We start from the raw sequence: 20,979 nt of genomic DNA, 5'->3' as shown, positions 1-20,979 counted from the left end.
AGCACAATTCTGCTTGCCTGACAGGCTGTTGCCTTAACAGACATTTTGAGTTCAAGGGGCAACTTCTGCGCATGGCCGCACGCCATCCATACCAAGAGGGCGACAAAATAAAAAAAATACCGGAAAAAAACAGCCTTGCAAGCGTAAGGACGACTGTTTCATTCCGGAACATAAAATTCAAGCAAAAACTTTAGGGGAAAATGAAAAAAAACTTTCGCTGAATCAGAAAAAGCATTTCTTGGCACAAATGACGTGCAAAAGCACTTTGTAAAACGGGCGTCACACTTGCTCTAAATAAAAACAACTCTCATTTTTAACCGACAACAGTTTTACAACATTGTTAAGAAATTCTCCAGGACGATATCTAGACTTTTTATAGAAAATATTTCAGACTATTTTTCACATTCAAGATATTCCAGTATGAGCTGGGCCACATTTGCGGCAAGGCCAGCAGAAAGCATGGTTTCATGGGTGCCTTGCGTCCAGCGCAGCGAGATATTTTCCTTTTTCAAAAAGCGGCCCCAACCCTGATAGTCGTCATTCATTATTATCTGCGGGTTGCTTGCAAAATCCAGCGCGCGCACCAGCAACAGCTTGCAATCGGAAGGGCTTGGCCGCTCATAGCGTGCAGCCGCCAGGGTATTGCCGCGATAGGTCAGCAGCAGGTTGTCCATCTGCACGGCGCTGAACCCGGCAGGTAACAATCCGCTTTTCTCCCCGCACTCCACAAGATAGCCCAGTTGCTGCTCACGCGGCATGGCGCGCAGCTTTACGGGGTCAAAGGCCATACCTTGCTGCAAAATGAGCTGCAAGAGTTCGATGTCATCCTTGGCCGCCATCTGTTTTGCGCGGGTATTGTCGGCCACGGTATCGAGAATGATGACAGGCTCGCTGCGGTTGCCCAGCGCCGCATACCGCCGGGAGCATTCATAGGCCAGCAGGCCGCCGAAACTCCAGCCGCCCCAGATGATATCCCGGCTCTCGACCTTGAGCATTTCGTCCAGATAATACTCCGACAGACTTTCAACCGTGTGCAGCTCTGTGGTAAGCGATGTGCGGCGCTGACTGAATCCCGCCGCCTCAACAGCGTAGACCGTATATTTGCCGCCAAGCAGGCGCGCGAGGTCGCTGTAGCAGAACACGCTGCCGCCAACAGGGTGAAACAGCACAAGGTTCTTGCCGCCCTCGCAGTGTTGCAGTTGGATAACAGGGCTTTCGCGCTTTTCGGTCTTTCCGGCCAGCAGGGCCGCAAGCTGCGCGATGCTTGAATGCGTGACCAGCTCGTTCACAGCCACATGCACGCCCATTTCCTTTTCGATCATGGCAATAAGCCTGATGGAAAGAATGCTGTGACCTCCCAGACTGAAAAAGCCAGCATCGGCATCGGTAATATCAACGCCCAGCAGACGCTTCCATATCTCGGCCAGTTTTTCTTCCACAGGCCCGGCAGGCATGCGCCCACGCTGAATTTCCACCCCGCCCAGGGGTGACGGCAGAGCCTTTTTGTCTATCTTGCGGTTGAGCGAAAACGGCAGTTCCATCATGGGGACAAAATAGGCGGGCACGCAGTACGGCGGCAGGTGTTGCTCAAGATACCCGCGCAGCACGGCCATATCGATAGTGCCCACCACATAGGCCGCAAGGGTCTTTTCCTCCCCGGCGCGAAAGGTATCCGCCACCACCGCCACCTGACGCACGCCGGGAAAACCCGCAACGGCTTTTTCCACCTCGCCAAGCTCCACCCGGTTGCCGCGTATCTTCACCTGCTGGTCTTCACGCCCACGGTAAAAAACAAGGCCATTTTGCACATAACCGTTATCACCCGTGCGATAGCAGGGCTGGCCGTCTTTTTCCACAAACGCACCGGGGCTGGCGTTGTTCAGGTAGCCGCGCGACACGCCATCGCCAAAAATCCACAGTTCGCCAGTGACTGAATCGGGCAACTCCTGACAATTTTTGTCCATCGCGCAGATGCGCACGCCTTCAAGAGGCCTGCCAATGGGATAGGCGGTAAAATCCTGATGGTTGCCCACATCTATGCGAAAGGCGCTGCTGTCCACCGTGCATTCCGTGGGGCCGTACACATTGAACAGCACCACGCCCTCGTTGCCGGGGATGGCGTAAAATTTGCGGATCACATCGGGCCGCAGCACCTCGCCCGCCAGCAGCAACGCCTTGAGCGGCAACGGCTGGCGCTGCCCGGCAAGCCAGTCTGTGAGCACATTGAAAAACGCGGGTGTCATGTCGCACAAGTCAAGCCCGCGCTCATGCGCGCAGGCGCAAAAAAGCGAGGGGTTCTTGCGTTCTTCGTCCGACAGCACATGCAGGCTCTTGCCGCTGAAGACAGACACGGCCAACTGTTGCACAGAAGCGTCAAACGACAGGGGCGCAACCAGCCCCACCCTCTCGCAGCCCGCCGCATAGGGCCGCAGGGCGCGCAAAATGTGCATGAGGTTGCGGTGCTCTACCACCACCCCCTTGGGAGTGCCCGCTGAACCGCTGGTAAAGACGATATAGGCAGCCTGAGCGGGATCGCATGGGGGCAGGGCTTGCCCGCCCGCAGGCGGCAGATACTGCGCGCCAAAACGCGAAAGCGAAACCGGAACCTGAGGACGGCTGCCGCCGGGGCGGATGACCACATCATAGCGGAAGGCCTGCACTCCATGCTGGCTTTCGCTCTCCGGGCAGGTCTGCCCCGCGCTCTGGCCAGAGTTTTGCCCCAGACCGCAGGGGGAGAACGTCACTTCCACCGGCACAGGGCAGCGCGCCGCCCACTCCATAAAAAACTGCCGGGGAACAAACAGCTCGGCAGAGGCATCAAGCCGCAGCAGGCCGGTTTGATCGCCGGTGGCAAGGGCATGGGCCTGCAAGGCTGCCCGCAGATCATTGCGGCAATCCAGATCGCGCACAGCACCCACAAAAACCAGACCTTCTTGCGTGAGCATCTGTACGGCGTGATTCAGCACCCTGCGCAGATAATTGTAGCCGGGGAAATTTTCCACCACGCCGTTCATGACCACCACGTCAAAGGTCTGGCCTTCAAGAAAATGTATGTCCGCAGCCTCCATACGATACGGCGTCACTCTGGCGGGAACGTCAAAACCGGCAAGGCGGCTGAGTTCATTACGGGCCAGATCCACGGCCGCATATTCCTGCGCGGCCCCGGCAAGCGCCTGCGCCACGCAGCCAGACCCGCTGCCCACATCCAGCACCTTGCGGCCTGCGCGGGGCTCCTCCGTGCTGGGAGCCTCTGCATTGCGAGCCAGCCCGCATTTTTCAAGCACGGCAGCAGCCATGGCCGCGAGTTCGCTTTGCGGGCAGAGGGCGGCGTCAAAATCGCTCTTCCAGCCCATGTCGCTGCCCGCCTGAGCCACCTGCTCCCAGTACTCGGTGCTTACAAGGCCTGAGCCTTTTTCGGCGGCATCGTCATAGTCTTGCGCATCAAGGCAGAGTACGTGCCGGATGCCGGGATTCCTGTAATGAAAATACTCGGCCTCGCGCAGGCAGGCGCTGTCGGCAATAATCAGGCTTGCGGGCCGCAGCATGGCCTCTTTGCGGCTTTGCGGCTGCTCGCGCTCCACGGGCAGATACACCGCCCCGGCCCGCATGACGCCAAGGGCCGCAGCCAGATACACCGCGCCGCGCGCGCACAGCACGCCCACCACAGCCTCGTGCCCATACCCCTGCGCAAGGATGAAACGGGCAATACGTTCCGAAAGAACGTCCAGTTCCCTGAAGGTCAGCCCCAGGCCGCCCCCGGTCAGGGCTTGGGCCTCTGGCCTTGCGTCGGCAATGCTGCGGAACAGGTGCTCAAGGCTGACAAAATCCTGCTCTGCCTGCGTGGTGCCCGCTGTCTGCGGGCCAGAACCTGAAATACCGGCAGATTCAGGCCTTGCAGATTTTTTTTCTGGAGCGGCAAAGGAAAAATCCGATAGCTTCATCATGCCGCCCCTTCAATTATGCCTTCAAGAAAATTCCCGTAATAGGTCAGCCAGTCCTGAGCTGTTTCCGCGCCAACCTGCTGCGGATCATACGCAAAATAAAGGGCCAGACCTTCCTCCTGTTCCCGAACCGAGCAGAACAGGCCGTAACCCTTGCCCTGCGCAGGTGTGGAGATACTCCCCTCTGCAAAGGCAAAGCCCAAACGCAGGCCGCTTTGCATGGCGGGCATGTCAGTATCGGCAGGGCCAGAATCACCGTGGTCAGCCCCCCCCATACCAGCCTTTTCCGTCAGCCTCTTTTGCGTGAAGGCCAGCAGTTCATCAAACTCCATATTGTCGTCGATGCTGAACCTGATGGCGCGCTCTGGCGGCACTTCCACCACAAACTGTTCCTGCTGGGTTACCCGGCCCATCAGCACGGCAAACACCGCCAGCAGCAGAGCCTCGGCAGATGCGCCCTTGCCCGCCGCCACGGCCTCAATGCCCTGCCGCACGCCTGCCGGGGCCAAGGCCTCGCACGTTTCAAGGCTCACCACGCCGCCAACGGCGCACGGCAAATCCGTGGGCATAAAGTGCAGCGGCGCGTCCGCAGGCGCGGAGGTCATGAGTTCAAGAATGCGCACATAATCGCGGGCCATGCGCAGCACATCGGCCTCGCTGAACAGGTCTGCGTAGTATTCAAGGGCAATGCTTATGCTCTCGCCAATATCGCTCACAAAGATGGAAAGATCCGTCTTGCTGGAGAATTTGCTGAAACGCAGGGATTCAAACAGGCCCTGCCCTTCGGCGGCAAATTCAAAGTTCATGTATGAGAGGATGATCTCCGACAGTGGCGATCTGTCCGGCCATGCGGTCTGCCTGAGGTCAGCCAGCAGATTGTTGAGAATGTAGGCGCGGTGGCGCATGCCCTCGTTGCTGACCTGCCGTGTGGCGCGCAGCAGGGCGGAAAGCGGCTGGTCGGGGTCTACGCTGAACCGCAGTGGCAGCACTGAGGCCAGCATGCCCGCAGTGTTGAGATGTTCGCCGCGCGCGTCCATTGAAACTGCGACCACGATATCCTGCGAGCCGGTGTAGGCCTGCGCCAGCAGGCTCCAGGCGCAGAGCGAAACCTGATAGTTGGTCAGCCCTTCCCTGCGGGCCAGGCTCTTGATGGCCTGTACAAGCTCCGGTGCGAGATCAAATTCATACGTGCCGCCCCTGCCGGTATGAACCCGGGGGCGGGGATGCGATGCGGGCAGGTCCAGCCGGGGCAATTCGCCCTTGTAAATATTCTGCCAGTAGGCTGCGGCTTCGGGATCGGGATGCATGACCTGCCGCCAGGCGATATCCTTCATCTGCGCGGTCACAGGCGCAAGCTCCAGCCCGTGATACAGGCGGTACAGCTCCACATTGAGCAGCGACATGGTTCTGCCGTCCCCAAGGGCGTGGTGCAGATCAATGAACAACACCTTTTCACCCGCATCGGTCACAAGCAGACAGGCGCGAAAGCCCGTTTCGTTGCGCAGGTTAAAGGGCCGGATAATGTCATCCTTGTGCGCAAGATCGGGGATGCGCCTTTCTTCAAGGGTAAATCCCGTAAAGGGATGAATAATCATGGCCGGACGCTCGGCCTCAAAATCGCAGAAGCTCGTGCGCAACGCCTCGTGCCGTTCCACAATCTGGGCAAGGGCCTTTTCAAGCCGCGCCGCGTCCGCATCAGGCGGCATCACAAGGAATGCTGGCAGGTTGAAACCCAGATCACCCTCGCTGACCATGTCGGCATACAGGATGGCAAGCTGCTCGTTGCCCACGGGGTACTTATCCAGAACTGGCGTTGTTTCCTCGTTCTTTTGCAGCGGCTGCGCTGGCTTGCGCGAGGCAAGGGCGCAGTCGACAATATCGCCGAGGGTGTCGCTTTCCAGCAGATCCGCCACAGCGAGGGCAAGCCCCGCCTCCTTGTCCAGCCGGTTCACAATACGCGTTGCGGCAATGGAATCGCCACCCAGATCAAAAAAGTCGTCCTCTCTGGTCAGCGGTCTGTCATATCCAAGGCAATCGCGGATAATCTCAAGCAGGGCCGCCCCATCAAGACTGTCGGCATTAACGCCGGGTTGCGCCTGCGTGGCATTGCCCTTCGCTGCACTGCTGCTGATTGACGCGCTGCCCAACATGCTGCCGGGCAACTCGCTCCCGGGCAGGCCGTTAAGGGCAAAATCCTCTACGCTTTCGCCCGTCATGCCCACAGCCACAAGTTCCTCACCGCTGGCAAGTGCGGCTTCAAGCACGGCAAGGGCCTGCTGCGGCGCAAGCATGTTTGCGGCCTCCGGCCCGTTGCCAAGCCCCTCGCGAACGGCCATGCCCACGCCCGACCATGTGTTCCAGTTGATGGAAAGCCCGGGCAGCCCAAGGCTGCGGCGATACCGGGCAAAGGCGTTCAGAAAGGCATTGGCGGCGGTGTAATCGCTCTGCCCCGGCGCGCCCACAAGGGCCGTGCGCGATGAAGCCAGCACAAAAAAGGCCAGATCATCACCAAGGGTTGCCTTGTGCAGGTTCCAGGCGCCAGCCACCTTGGGGGCCAGCACGGATTCGTATCCCTGCCTGTCGCTGGTCAGCAGGTAACCCCTGCCAGCCGCGCCAGCCGTATGAATGACGCCTTGCACAGGGCCGACCTCGCGCCGGATTTTTGCAAAAACCTCTTCAACCTGCGCGGCATCCGTAACGTCGCAACGGAAGGCGGCAAAGGGCACGCCCTCCAGCGCATGGGGCGGCAACTGGCTGCTTCTGTGCAGCAAAACCACGTGCGCGCCATAACGCTCATAAATCTGACGCGCCAGCGTCTGGCCCATGCCCCCGAGGCCACCGGTAATCACGACGCAACCGTTCTTTGTGATGGCAGGCGTGGCAGTTGCAGGCGCAGGCGGCAGCTTGACCAGCTCACGCACACGCACCGTGCCGTTGCATGCCGCCACATACGGCCCGTCAACCAGCCCGAGGCTGGCCACAAAGGCCGCTACGGAAGCTGCGTTCTGCTCCTCAAGCTCCACATAGGCGCAGGAAATCCTGGGTTCTTCCCACGGCAGGCAGAGCAGCGGCCCCATGTACAACGCGCCCTGCGGCAAACATGCCTGATGCGGTTCATGGGCGGAAGTATCCGGCACAAAGGCCCCGCTGCCCACAACTGTGACGCGCAGGGGGCGGCGCAGGCCGCCGCTGCAAATCTCTTGCAGCAGGGCGCAAAGCGGCCATGTGTCGTTTTGCCCGCCATGCTGTCCAGCAGACTGTGATGCAGGCAGCCAGAGCAAATGATCTGTGGGGCCAGCAAGGATTTCACGCGCCAGAGTGCGGATTTCATCCGCCTGCAAGGGCAGGGGACGGTGCGCGTGAGCAAGCGGCTCCAGAGCCTCACCCAGAATGCCACCCTGCCCGCCAACCAGCATGATGTTTTGCGGCCCGACAGCACGGCCTTTCAGATCGGCCTGCTTCCAGCCAATGGCGTACAGTTCCGGCTGCGGCAGATCACCATGCAAAGGATGCATCTGCGGCGTATCCGGGCCGGATTTGCCAGCGGTTTGGCCCTTGCGAAGGGCCATAAAAGTCATTCCTTCAAGCTCCGCAACAATCTGGCCCGAGGCGTCCGTCACCGTGCAGTCGGCCACAATCATGCCCTGCTGACGGTCAGTGATACGCACCAGCGCAAAGGCCTGCGCGGTCAGGGGGCTGTGGAGCCGCACCATGCGGCAGCCAGCGGGCACAAAACCGTAAGCGCCGCGCAGGGCAAGGCTTGCGGCAATATCCATCATGGCCGGATGCCAGCGGAAGGTATTGAAATCCGCACGATAGGCCTCGGGCAGGCACAGCTCTGCCAGCAGGGTATTGCCGTCCTCCGCCACCCAGAGCGCCTTGCGGCACTGCCAGCGCCCGCTGACCATGAGCGGCGAACCTTCCGGCGTATCTTGCTGCGCCATTTCGCGCAGGCTTTCGCGCGCTGTAGCCAGATTCAACGCCGCAGGGCGGGCAGTCCCGCCGCGCACAAGGCCGCTGGCGGCCACGCTCCACGTGCCTGTGGTCTGTCCTGTAGTGGAAACCCCGCCAACATTGTGGGTGGCAGGCTCAAAATGGTGCAGTTCCACGGCAAGGGCATCGCCCTGCTCCTGCGCCAGCAGCACCACGCGGCGTCCTGGGCCGCAGGTTACTGGCTTGCGCCAGCGCAGGTCGTGCAGGCTCAGGGGGGCGGCTCCGCCGATCCATCCAAGACAATCCAGCAGGCTCATGCCCACCAGCAAGGGGGTGCCCTCAAGCCTGTGCTCCGCCGCAGGCCAGAAATCCGGCCTGTCCACGGCAAGGGCAAAGGCCTTTCCGGCAGGCGTTATGACGGGTTCGGAAAGAAAGTGCGCTGCAAAACGCGGCCACAATGTAGCGGCGGCGAGGGGGGCTGCGGGCAGATGCACCCTGTAGACGGGCTTTTCTGCGGGCCACGCAATCCTTGCCCCGGCAAGATAGGCGCTGGCAGCTGCCTGCGCCGCTTCCTGCGAGGCAAAGAATGCGCCGGGGAGCGGATTTTCCATACTGCTCCGGCTGTCATGGCGTGCCGCATTGCCCGCGGCAACGCCCGTGAGCCCGGCCTCAAGCTGCTCAAGCAGCTCCTGCCGGGAACGCGCCACAAGAGCCGCGCGCACAGGCAGGGCATCCCGCCCTGTCATGAGGGTGGCGGCAAGGGCATGCAGGGGCCAGCCCTCATTGCGCGCCACAGCCGCCGCGACCGCCCTGGCGTAGTCCTGCAACGAGGTTTCGTCCGGGGCGGAAAACACAACGCACTGCCAGTGCCCGTCGTCCTGCGGCAAAGGCTGCGCCTGATGCTCCGCCACAATCACATGGGTATTTACGCCGCTGAGGCCAAAGGAACTGACGCCGCAACGCCAGGGCCGCTCCTGCGGGGGCAGCGGCTCAAGCATCTGCGCCACGCGCACGGGCGCGGCCTCAAAATCAATATGGGGATTGGGCCGCTCAAAATGCGGCTGCGGCGGCACAAGGCCGTTTTCAAGGCAGAGCACGGCCTTGGCGAGGCCGGCAGCGCCAGCGGCGGCATCCAGATGCCCCAGATTGCCCTTGACCGAACCGATAAGCGCCTTTTGCTCCCGATGCGCGCCCTGCCGCGCAAAGGCCCTGCGCAGGCCCTCGATTTCCACCGGGTCGCCCAGAACAGTAGCCGTGCCGTGGGCCTCAAAAAACTGGATGTCCGCCAGTGAGACGCCCGCGTTCCGTGCAGCGCGGTCAATGACCTCGGCCTGCGCCTCGGGATTGGGCGCGGCCATACTGGAGGACTTGCCGTCCTGATTGACGGCGCTGCCGGGGATCACTGCATGTATGGCATCGTGATCGCGCAGTGCGGCATCCAGCGGCTTGAGCAGAAATACCGCCGCCCCTTCGCCCGCGCCAACGCCTTCGGCCCCGGCGTCAAAGGTTCTTGTACGGCCAGAGACAGACTCGATGGCAAAGGCCGCATCGGCCTTTACAGGCAGATCAATAACATGCGCGCCGCCCACAAGGGCCACGGCGCACTCGCCCTCGTGCAGGCTGCGGCAGGCCTGATGCAGGGCCGCCAGCACAGACGAACAGGCCGTATCGACGCTGGCCGCAGGGCCGTGCCAGTTTTTCATGTAGCTCAGACGGGCCAGCACGTTGGAAGGCACATTGAGCAGGTAGGTCTGCTCCGCCAGATCGGGAAAGACCCGCGTCACGGCAGTCTGGAACAGGCGCACCGGGCTTGCGCCCACAAAAACGCCCACATCGGCGTTTTCAAGGGAGCTGCCGCCGTAGCCCGCATCGTCCAGAGCACGCAGGGCTGTTTCAAGAAACACGCGTTGGGCCGGGTCAAGAAGGCTGGCATCGTTGGGCGAAAGCCCGAACCGCCGGTAATCAAAGGAGGAAATGTCCGAAAGATAGGCGGCCTCGCGCAGGCGGGCCTTGTCAAAGGCAAGGCCCACGGCATCAAATATCTGCCGCGTTTCGCCGCGCCTTTTTTCGGGCATGGGAATATTCTTGTCCGCGCCTCTGGCAAGATCGCGCCAGAAGCTCTGCACATCGGCATAATCGCCAAGGCGCACGGCCATACCGATAATGGCTATGGGCGCTGTGGTTGCACGGCAGACAGCAACGGTGCTGCCAACCTGCTGCGTCCGCGCAATAAAGGCGGCCTGCGCGCGGATGGTGCTTTCTGAAAAAAGCCCGGCCAGCGTGAATACTCCCGGCCACTGCTTGTCCAGCAGGGTGTGCAGCCGCACCAGCAGGAGCGAATTGCCGCCCGCGTCAAAAAATCCCAGATCAGGCCCGGCCTGCACCTCTGGCATGACCTGCCGCCACACTTCGCGCACGGCTTCAATCAGTGCGGGAGAGATGCCGGATTCCAGATCAGACTGAGGGCCAGACTGCAATGCATCCGGGGCATGCTCAGGGACGGCGCTCCTTTCTCCACCCGCCAGCAGGGGCTGACCCTGCAAGCGCTTGCGGTCGGCCTTGCCCGAGGGACTCAGCGGGATGTCTTGCACCACAAAAAAGCGGGACGGACACATGTAGTTGGGCAGCAGGGCCGCAAGCTCCGCGCGGATGCCTGCCAGATCAAGCCGCGCGCCGCCCTGCGGCAGCAAAAAGGCCTCAAGCGCCGCGTATTCGCCAATGCGCCCCATCCGCACCACCGCTTGTGATACACCCCGGCAGCGCCCAAGCGCCGCCTCGACCTCGCCAAGCTCAATGCGGTAGCCGCGAATTTTCACCTGATCATCGTTGCGCCCGAGATATTCAATGCTGCCATCAGTCAGCCATCGCCCCAGATCACCCGTGCGATACATGCGGCTGCCGGGGGCAAAAGGATCATCCATAAAACGCTGGGCCGTGAGGTCGGGCCTATTCAGATAACCTCTGGCAACCTGTATGCCCGAGATATAAATCTCACCCGTTACGCCCAGAGGCACAGGGTGCTTGCAGGCATCCAGCACGTACAGCCGGGTATTGCTGACCGGGCGGCCAATGGGCACCGCATGGGGCGGCGTGTTCAGGCAGGGCTGCCAAGAGACGTCCACGGTAGCCTCAGTGGGTCCGTAGAGATTGTGCAGCTCCACCTGCAACTGATCCGCATGCGTCAGGGCATTCCACCGCGCCACCAGTTCGCGGGGCAAGGCCTCGCCGCTGGTGAACACATAGCGTAATGACCGCAGTCTGCGTACATCGCCGGGATGCGCCTCAAGATGATCCAGAAAAGCCCGCAGCATGGACGGCACAAAATGCAGCACCGTGACCCGGCGGCTCTCTATGGCCTGCACAATAAGGGCAGGATTTTTCTCCGCATTCGGTTCCAGCAGGGCAATGCCAGCGCCCTGCCACGACCACCAGAACAGCTCCCATACCGACACGTCAAAGGTGATGGTGGTTTTTTGCAGCACCACATCGCCCTGCCCGATGGGAAAACGCGACTGCATCCACAACAGGCGGTTGGCAACGCTGGCGTGTTCGATAGACACGCCCTTGGGCCGCCCGGTGGAACCGGAAGTAAAGATCACGTAGGCCGGGGAATCCGGCGGCAAGGGGTCCGCTTCATAATGAGGAACAGCGCCCGGCATCAGCGCGCCAGCGGCCAGCGCCTCAAAATCAGGCGTGAGTATACGCTGCCCGCACTGCCCATTCTGTCCATTCTGGCAGAAGGCTTCCGCAAAGCGCGCCTCGCACAGCACCACGCACTGCCCGAGGTCTTCAAACACAGACCGCATGCGCTCGGCGGGCAAAGTGGCGGCAAGCGGCACATAGACTGCCCCAAGCCGCAAAACTGCAAAAATGCAGGCCAGCATAGCGGGCGAGCGTTCAAAACACATGCACACATACTGCCCGCGCTCCACGCCCTGCCCTTGCAGCCATGCGCACACGGCATCCACCTGCGCGTTGAACTGCGTATAGGAAACAGCCGTGCCTGCGGCGTCCAGCACTGCCGGAGCATGGGGAGTGCGGGCAGCCTGAGCGCGAAAACGGCTGTCCATGTCGGCGGCGACATCCAGCGGTTCCGCCGTATCATTAAAGCTGGCAAGTTCTGCGCGCTCCCGCGCTGGCAGAATATCCAGTTCGGCCAAGGGTTTTGCATCATCAGCCAGCACGGCGTCCGCAAGGGTCAGCAGGCGCTCCGCCATGCGGCGGACTGTCTGCGGGCTGAACAGCTCGGTGCAGTATTCCACATCCACCGTATAGCCGCCGTCCGCCCGCTCCTTGAAGTAAAAACTCAGGTCAAACTTGCTGCTCTGGTGCGGCAGGGGCAGAGGCTCCATGCACAGGGGCGCACGGCCAAAATTGTTCCAGCTTGCGTCTTCCAGCGCGGCAAACACGTCAAATACGGGATTGCGCGCGGCATTTCTCTCCACCCCCACGGCTTCGATAACTTTTTCAAAGGGGCAGCTTTGCACGGCCAAAGATTTTCTGAATGCGGCATCCACCGTGCCTGCCAACTCGGCAAAGCCGCCCTGCGCGTTCATGCGCGCCCGCACTGCGAGGGTGTTGACAAAGAGGCCCACAACGCCCTGAACCTGCTCATGCTCCCTGTTTGCCGCAGGGCAACCCACAATAATGTCGTCCTGCCCGGTATGGCGGAGCAAAAAGGCATCCACCAGCGCAAGCAGCACGGGAAATACCGTTACCCCGGCCCGCTGGGCCCAGTCCTTGAGGGCGTGGCTGCGCTCAAGCCCCAGATCAAAACTCTGCACGGCCCCTTCAAAACGCTGTACCGCCGGGCGGGGGTAATCCAGCGGCAGGCGCAAACGCTCCGGCAGGGGCGCGAGGTCGCTGCATATCTGCTCAAGCCCTTCCGCCTCCCGCTGCGATTCCCACAGGGCGTAGCTTGCAAAATCCAGATCCAGAGGCCGCCACTGCGGCACACGGCCTTGCAGCACAGCGCCGTAGGCTTCGTTGAGTTCGCGGGTGATAATTTCCGCCGACCAGCCGTCAAATATGATGTGATGGAAGCAGAACACCAGCGCATGGCTGCCGTCCTCCTGCCGGAACAGGGCCACGCGCACCAAGGGCCTTTCCGGCCCCAGAGGCAGGCTCATGCCCAAATAGGCTGCATCGGTAAGGGGCGTATCGTAGCATTCAAGCCGCAGACCGCCAGCAGGGGCAAGGCTTTGCTCCGGTGCATCCAGCGCCACGCGCAGGCGCAGGGCATCGTGCCTTTCCTCAAGCAATGTCAGGGCCTTTTGCAGGGCCACTGCATCCACGGGGCCGCGCAACCGGGCCGCAAAGGGAATCACATAAACCTGACCGCCCTCATGCAGCTTTTGCAGAAACCAGATGCGCTGCTGGGCTGGCGACAGGGGGTAGGCTGCAAGCCCTTCCACTCGCGGAATAACAGCATCCGGCTTTGCCAGACTGCCAATGCGGGCGGCAAGGGCGCGCGGGCTGGGGTAGCCCATCACATCCTCTATGCCCACTGCCACGGAGAGGCTTTTGCTCAACTGCGAGAGCAGACTCATGGCTATCAGGCTGTGCCCGCCAAGCTGGAAAAAATCCGCATCCACAGAATCCACAGGGCAACCAAGCACGGCGGCATAGGCAGCGCGCACGGTTTCCGCCAGAGCCGCCACATCCGGCCCCTGCGGGGCCTGGGCTTGCCCGGCTGCGGCGGCAGCGTCACCGGGCGCATTTTCTACCCCGCCCAGTTCTGCGCCGTCCTGCTCTGCGCCGCCATGTTCTCCTGCGGGCCTTTCTGCGCCTGCCCCAGCGTTGTTCGCCGCTTCTTCCAGCGCAAGGCAGGTACGCGCGCGCCCTGAGGCTGCTGCCGCAAGCACGGCATGCAGCCCATTGCGCAGGGCAAGTGCCCTCTCTTCGGGCAAGCGCTCGGGATCATATAAAAAGCGGAAACGCAGATTCACGCCAGGAATAACCGAAATGCCAAGGGCGTAAGGCAGCTTTTCAAAACCGCGCATGTCGCGCAGTTCAACACGATTGTGATCAAAACTCGTATCCACAGGATAATTTTCAAAGACCATCAGGTGGTCGAGCAGGTTTCTGCCCAGTGTTGCCAGGGGCACATAGCCATAGCGCATCTGTTGCAGGTTCTGCTCTTTCACCTGGGCCAGCAGCGCGCCGAGGGAGTCGCTGGCTGTCCAGCGCGCCCGCAGGGGCAAGGTCTGGATGAACAGCCCCACGGCGGACTCAATGCCCGCCAGCTCCGCCGGACGGCCCGAAGTAACCACGCCAAAGACCACATCGCGGCAGCCATTGTTGGCATTGCCGAGCACAATGGCCCACAGCGTCTGAACAAGGGCGGAGAGCGTCACCGCCTCTGTTTTTGCCAGTTCTTGCAGGCTTGCGCTCAGGGCGGCGTCCAGCTCCAGTTCCACTGTCTGCGGTTCGTCAAATTCCCCGGGGGCGGCAGCGCGGGGAGCCGGTTGGGGCAGCTCAACCACGGTTGGCCCGTTGAAATCCTGCAACAATCCAGCCCAGTAGGCCCGCGCCGCACGCTCATCAAATTGCGCGCGCCAGCGGGAATAGGTCTCCAGCGGGAAAGGCTCCGGCAAACGGCTGTTTTCCGGCCCGCCCTTGGCCCCGGCCAAGGCAAAAAGCTCCCGCAGCAGCACGCCCATGCACCAGCCGTCCATAAGCAGATGGTGGAAGCACCAGCTCATGACCACGCGGTCGGTACCCCGGCGGAAAAAGCGCGCCCGCAGCAGAGGGCCGCGCTGCACGTCAAAGCCGCGCTGCCGTTCCGCGCGCAGCAGGGCCTGTGCTTCAGCCTCGGCCTCGGCCTCCGGCAAGTGGGAAAAGTCGTGAAATTCAAGACTGGTGCGGCCCTTGAGCAATACCACGCGGTAAAATTCGCCCTCCACCGGCATGGGAAAGAGGGAACGCAGGCTTTCGTGCCGCGCGGTGAGCGCTTCCCACGCGCGCATGAGCGCAAAAATATCCACCGGGCCGCGAAAATGAAATTCCACCTGCTGGGTGTAAACCCCTGATTGCGCAAGCAGCGACTGATACAGCAAGGGCGCATGTCCGGCATCCGGCTGCGCAATGCGCTCCACATCCTCCGCACGGCAGCCGCAGGCGGCAAAAATGGCGTCCAGGGTCTGCTGCGGCAGATAGGCGGGCAGGGTCTTCAGAGCCGCAATCCAGCTCTGGAGCAAGCCGGAAACCCAATCATGCGCCAGGCAGTGCGGGCTGAACCACGCCCCGAGGTGCAGGATGCCCTGCTGGTCAAAAAAAACCGAAAGCTCCAGCGGAGCATCCGCCTCCATATCGGCGTGGACAAGCTCGGGGATAAGCCCCGGAGCCAGAGCCGAGAGCATCAGGGAGGCCTCTTCGTCAGGCTGACCCGTCAAACGCCCCAGATAGTTAAAGGCAATCTGGGCCGCATAGCCAAATTCAGCCGGATTTTCCTGCCGCAGATACCCATAGGCATTGCAGTTTTCCGGGCTGAAATGCTGCGCAAGCCACGGGCCGAGGGCTTCGCGGGCCTGCGCGTAGTTCAGGGCAGGCCCAAGCGGCATGGGGCAGACCGCCGTAAACCAGCCAAGGCTGCGGCTGGCGTCAAAGCCCGACAAAAGTTCATCGCGCCCGTGGCTTTCAAGCGTTACGCGCACCGCCGCCTTCTGCCCCTGGGCGTGCAGGGCGCAGGCAAGCGCGGCCAGCAGATCGGCCTTGGCATCGGTGCTGTATTCCTGCCGGAAGCCCTCAAGCTGCGCGGACAGACGGGCACGGCTGGCGGCGCTGTCCCGGCCCCTGTCCCTGCTCTGGGGCAAAAGAGCCCGCAAGGGTTCGCATGGTTCGGCGCAGGCAGCCCGCCACAAGGCGCGCTGTTCCTCAGACGGGAATACCCCGGCGGCGCGCAGCCGCTCAACCTCGCGGGCGCGCAGGGCAAGGCCGTGCGCTTCGCGCTGGGCTTTGCCTGTGCGGCAGTAATGGAGCAAGCCCTGCCGCAGGGTTTCAAGCGAAAGCGCGTCCAGCGCAAGGTGATGCCCCACCAGCAGCAAGAAGCGCCTCTCGCCCTGCCGGGCCAGCATGGCCCCCAGGGTTTTGCCGCATGTTGCATCAAGGCCCGCCGTGATCTCCCCCACCGCCTCGCGCAGCAGGCTTGTCTGCTCCACAGTGTCGGCGAAATCGCGGCAGTGCAGGGTTATTTTTTGCGGTTCGGCCAGCAGCACGGCATGATCCGGCGCAAAGGCCATGCGCAGGGATTCGTGATTTTCCGGCAGGGTTTGCAGCCAGGCTTCAATGCTTGCCGTTGGCACATCCGAGCGAATTTCCAGCGGCAGCAGCATGAAGAACTGCCGCCAGTGGCTGGGATGCGCACCCAGAAAATAGCGGGCAAAAGGCAGCAGGGGAACCTGCTCGCCGGGGGCAACAGGAGTGTAATCCATAACCTGCGTTGCAGATGGGTCGCTGTCGGCGCTTTCCAGCAGGGTGCAGAGGTCGCCAAAACGGGGCATGCGCAAAAAATCCGGCGCGCTCAAGGCGGTTATGCCGCTGCGGCGCAGGATGCCCGTTATCTGGATAGCCTTGATGGAATCGCCGCCATCGCGGAAAAAGTCGCTTTCTTCCTGCACTGCGCTGGAACTGCCGGGGTGCAGTATCTCGCGCCAGGCATCGGCCAATACCTGCCGGGGATTGCGGCGGGCAAGGCCTTCGCTGGCACGTCGCATGCTCTGCGCCAGATCATCCAGCAGGGCCGGGGCATCGGCTATGCAACCCGCGTCGTACTCCAGCACAATGCGCGAAGCCGTGCCTGTTACGAGGGTAAAGCTGGCTGTGAGCTTGCTGGCCCGCAATTCCAGCTCCAGCCTGTTCAGTTCAAGCCCCGGAACTCCCACAGGTTCAAAATGCGCATGCGTTGCCAGAAATTCGGGTACAATATCCGCAGCGCAGTAACGGCTGTGTTCAATGGCCTGCCGCATCTGCCGGGCGGCATCGGCCACTGCGGCGCTGTCTTCAAGGCTGTCAAGGCGCACACGCAGGGGGACGGTGTTGACGTAGAATCCGGCAGCGCAAAATTCGTCCTGCGTTTCGCGCAGCCCCATAGGCACGCCCAGCAACAGTTCTTTTCTGTCAAAGCGGCGGCAGAGTGCGCGCCCCGCCAAGGCCACAAAGCAGGCCAGCACGCTCGCGCCAGAATTTCTTGCCAGAATTTCAAATCCCTGCGCGGTTTCCGCATCAAGATCAACGCCGATCATGGCGCCCTTGCGGCTGGCGGCCCCTGTGGCCGGATTCACAGTGGGCACGGGCGGCGTAAGCACCTCCTGCCAGTAGGCCGCATCATCGGCGCAGGCTGGCGATGCTGCATAGGCAGCCTGCCTGCGGCAAAAAGCCTCCTGCACAGCCAGCAGACCGCACGCGGGCGGCTCGCCCCTCAAGTAACGCAAGGCATTTTGCAGCAGGATTTCAAGGGTTTCGCCATCGCCCGCCACATGGTGCACCAGCACAAGCACCTGAACGCACTGCGGCAAAACAGCGGCCACAAGGCGCACGGGCGGCTCCACACGCAGGTCAAAAGGCGTGTGTATCTGCTGGTCAAAAAATACCGCCGCTTCGCGCGCATCGGCAATGGCCACGCTGCACAGGTAGACCTCGCCCTTGCCCCGCGCAAAATGGGGATTGTCTATATCGCCCGCCACCGTGCAGTGAAAAAGCTCCTGCGCGTTGGCGGCCCTGCGCAGGCCTTCCAGAAAATCCGCAGTTTTGTCGCCCCGCAGTTCAAGCAGCAGGGGCATATTATAGTCAATGGAGCCTTCGTTAACCTGCTGGTAGGCCCAGATGCGGAACTGCCCGGTGCTGAGCGGCGCGCTTTCAATGCCTGCAAGGGCCGACTCCGCACGAACGCCGCCAAGCAGGGATTCCACATCAAACAGCGTTTCACAGATGACAAAACTGCGGAAGGAAATATCAACGTCAAAGGTTTTGCGGATGGCGTGCAGCAACGACATGGCGTTAAGGCTGTTGCCGCCCTGGGCAAAAAAGCTCTTTTCGGGATCATAGGCCCGGCCAAGCACGCGCTCAAATATCTCCAGAAGGCCAGCATGGGGCTTGCGGACACTGCCGCCCTGAGCATCGCCCCGCCGTGCAAGGCTTTGCAGTGCCTTGCGGTCTATCTTGCCTGTGGGGGCAAGAGGCATGGCTTCCAGCACGTGCCAGGCTGAGGGCACCATGTAGGGCGGCAGGCTTGTTCTGCTCCACGAAACCACCGTTTCTATGGATGCGCCGGGCCGCAGCACAAAAAATGCCGCAAGGCTGGCCTGACCTCCCGCATCCTTGACGGCCAGCACAGCCGCCTGACTGACGCTTTCGCAGCTCTCAAGCAGGCAGGCCACCTCGGCCAGCTCCACCCGGTTGCCGCGAATCTTCACCTGATCGTCTGCGCGGCCCAGCAGCAGAATCTCACCCTTGTCCGACCACAAGGCCAGATCGCCGGACGCGTAAAAGCGGGCGTTTCCTTCCTGCGGCAGATGGACAAAACGCTGCTCCGTCATTTCAGGCTTGTTGTGGTAGCCAAGGGCAAGGCTGGCCCCGCCTATCCACAGTTCGCCCGCCATGCCTGCGGGCAGCTCGCGCCCCTCGGCATTGCGGATGGAAAGCGTCACGTTGGGGATGGGGCTGCCCACGCCAATGGGTTGCGGCTCAAAGGGCGAAACTTCCTTCATTGCCGCGCAGACGCAGGTTTCCGTAGGGCCGTAGGCGTTGAAATAACGCAGGCCCTTGGCATAGTGCAGGGCATCGCCCACCACCGGCGGCTCGCCCGCCGTTATGAGCACGCGCAATCCGGGAAAGGGCTCTCCCTCAAAAAGATTGAGGTACGAGGGCGGCAGGGTGACAATGCTGATGTCGTTATCGATCATGTACTGCCGCAACGTCCAGGGGGCGTTGCGGCACTGGTCGCTCACCGGATACAGGGCGGCCCCTGCCAGCAGAGCCATGAACATTTCCGACAGCGAGGCGTCAAAAATGGGCGGCGCAAACTGCAGCACATGGTCATCGGCCTGCACGCCAAAAAGCTCGATCTGCCCCTGGATCATGTTGGCAAAGCCGCCGTGCGGAGCCAGCACGCCCTTGGGCTTGCCTGTGGAGCCGGAGGTGTAGATCAGGTAGGCCCCATCCTCTGCCCGGGGTGCTTGCGGCAAGGGACTTATGGGGGCTTGGCGGTAGGCAAGATCGGCAAGGTCAAGCGTGATGTCTGCCCCGGCGTCTTCCACAATATAGGCCATGCGGTCGGGTGCGGCCTTGGGGTCTATGGGCAGATAGACCGCGCCAAGCCGCTGTATGCCCAGAACAACTTCGGGCAGATTGGCCGTGCGCTGCGCCGCCACAGCCACAATGCCGCCCCGTGCAACGCCCTGCCCTGCCAGCCACGAGGCGCAACGCAGGGAATTTTCGCGCACCTGCGCGTACGAAAGGGAGTTGCCCCATTCGTCCCTGACGGCAACGCGCCCGGCAAAGGCATCCGCCGCCGCGTCAAAAAGTTCGGGCAGGGAACGGATATCATACTTTCTGGCAGGGCCGCTGCGCCATTGCGCGAGTTCCCGCTTTTCTTCTTCCAGCAGATAATCAAGCTGCGGCGGCTCAATGCCAGCGGCAAGCTGGGCCACCACGCTCTCAACGCGGGCGACAAAACGCTCCACATCCCTGTCGCTCAGGTGGTTGCGGCTGTTGCGCACCGTGAGCGAAAAGCAGCCCGAGCGCAGCTCCTGCATGACCAGGGTACCGAAAAGGATCGGCTCCTTGGCGCTGTGCCGCTGCTCCGCCTCGACAATCGGGAATTCTGGCGTGCCGGGAGGTGTATTGGGCAGAAAATTGACAAAGGTATCTGCCAGAAAGGCAAAATTTTTGCCTTCAAGCTGGCGGGCAGCCAGTTGGTAAGGCGTGCGCACATGGCGGTAAAAGGATCCGTTCTGGGCGCTGACGGCCTCCAGCAGCCCTGCAAAGGTATCGTGCGCGGCCACGTTTACCAGCAGTGGCGGCAGCGACATCATGGCCCCCTGCCGCCGGTACAGCACCTTGCGCTCCCCATAGGCCACTGGGGCAAGAGCCACAATGTCCTTTTCTCCGCTCATGAACGACACGATGAGTGCGTAGATGCCTGTAAAAAACACCGCAGGGCTGACCTTGTGGGCGGCAATGAGCGCGGACGTTTCACTCGAGGTTTTTTCTGACAGCACAAACTTCTGGTGGCGGCTCTCGCCAAGCACATCGGGCCGCCCCGGCAGGGCGCGCAGCAGGCGCTTTTCTGGCAGGCGGGCAAGGTGCTCCTGCCAAAAGGTCATGTCTTTCTGAAACCGAGGCGAAGCGCAGTGCGCCTGATCTTCAAGGTAGGCTTCTTCGCAGGAGCACGGCTCGCCAAGTTCTGGCGTTTCACCACGTGCGAGTGCTGTGTAAACGTCCGCAATAACAGCTATGTGAAAAAAGAATGCCAGCCCGTCCAGCACCACGTGCGAGCACTTCATGGCAACGATGCAGCTTGCCTCGCCAGTGATGACAAGGGCATAACGCATAAGGGGATTTTCGACCGGTTCTTCAAAAAACTCGTCGATCATGCGGTCGGCAGCGGCATCGGGGTCCGGCTGCGTAGCGGCGTCCAGGACCCTGAAATCAGGTTCCTGCGGTTCACCCACAAGAAAGTACGGTTCGGCTTCATCCTGACACAGGGAGGCGGCGGGCAGAGGCGTGAAATGCAGGGTGCGCTTGATGGCCTGGCGCAACAAATCGGGATCAAGCAGGGCGTCAATGTGATAACAGCCCCGAATGGAGGTTTCGGCATAGTCGGACAGCGCCGCTTTTGCCGAGAGCCACAGTTCTTTTTGACAACCGGTTAAAGGCACAATCTTTGCCATTCCGTCCCCCACTGCGGCTTTAATGCGCTTAGTGCAATATGGTGGGCAAAATAGCTCACGGCCTGTATATTAGCAAGTTTTACATATACTTTGGGCAGTTTTTGCCGTAAATTCACAAACAGAACGCAAACCGGATATTGAATGCATTTCCTCAACAATAACTCTGTATCCGGTTGTTCTGGAACGTCCAACACACCTGAACAACAGAAAATCCA

General features: G+C 61.5%; 2 protein-coding genes. Both read right to left on the bottom strand.

Annotation, left to right across the window (positions count from 1 at the left end; all coding sequences use genetic code 11):
- Window positions 1-392: 392 nt before the first annotated feature.
- On the bottom strand, window positions 393-3,944 hold the full coding sequence (locus ACUZ9Q_RS04425) for an alpha/beta fold hydrolase (protein WP_449247405.1): 3,552 nt from the start codon (window positions 3,942-3,944) through the stop codon (window positions 393-395).
- Window positions 3,941-20,764: an amino acid adenylation domain-containing protein gene (locus ACUZ9Q_RS04420; protein WP_449247404.1), complete on the bottom strand. Its 16,824-nt coding sequence runs from the start codon at window positions 20,762-20,764 to the stop codon at window positions 3,941-3,943. Before ACUZ9Q_RS04420 ends, ACUZ9Q_RS04425 begins: the two co-directional genes overlap by 4 nt.
- Window positions 20,765-20,979 lie beyond the last annotated feature (215 nt).

The organism is Desulfovibrio desulfopostgatei, from assembly GCF_053570645.1.
Note: the sequence above shows the minus strand (reverse complement) of the source record. Positions and strands in the feature narration are given on the sequence as shown.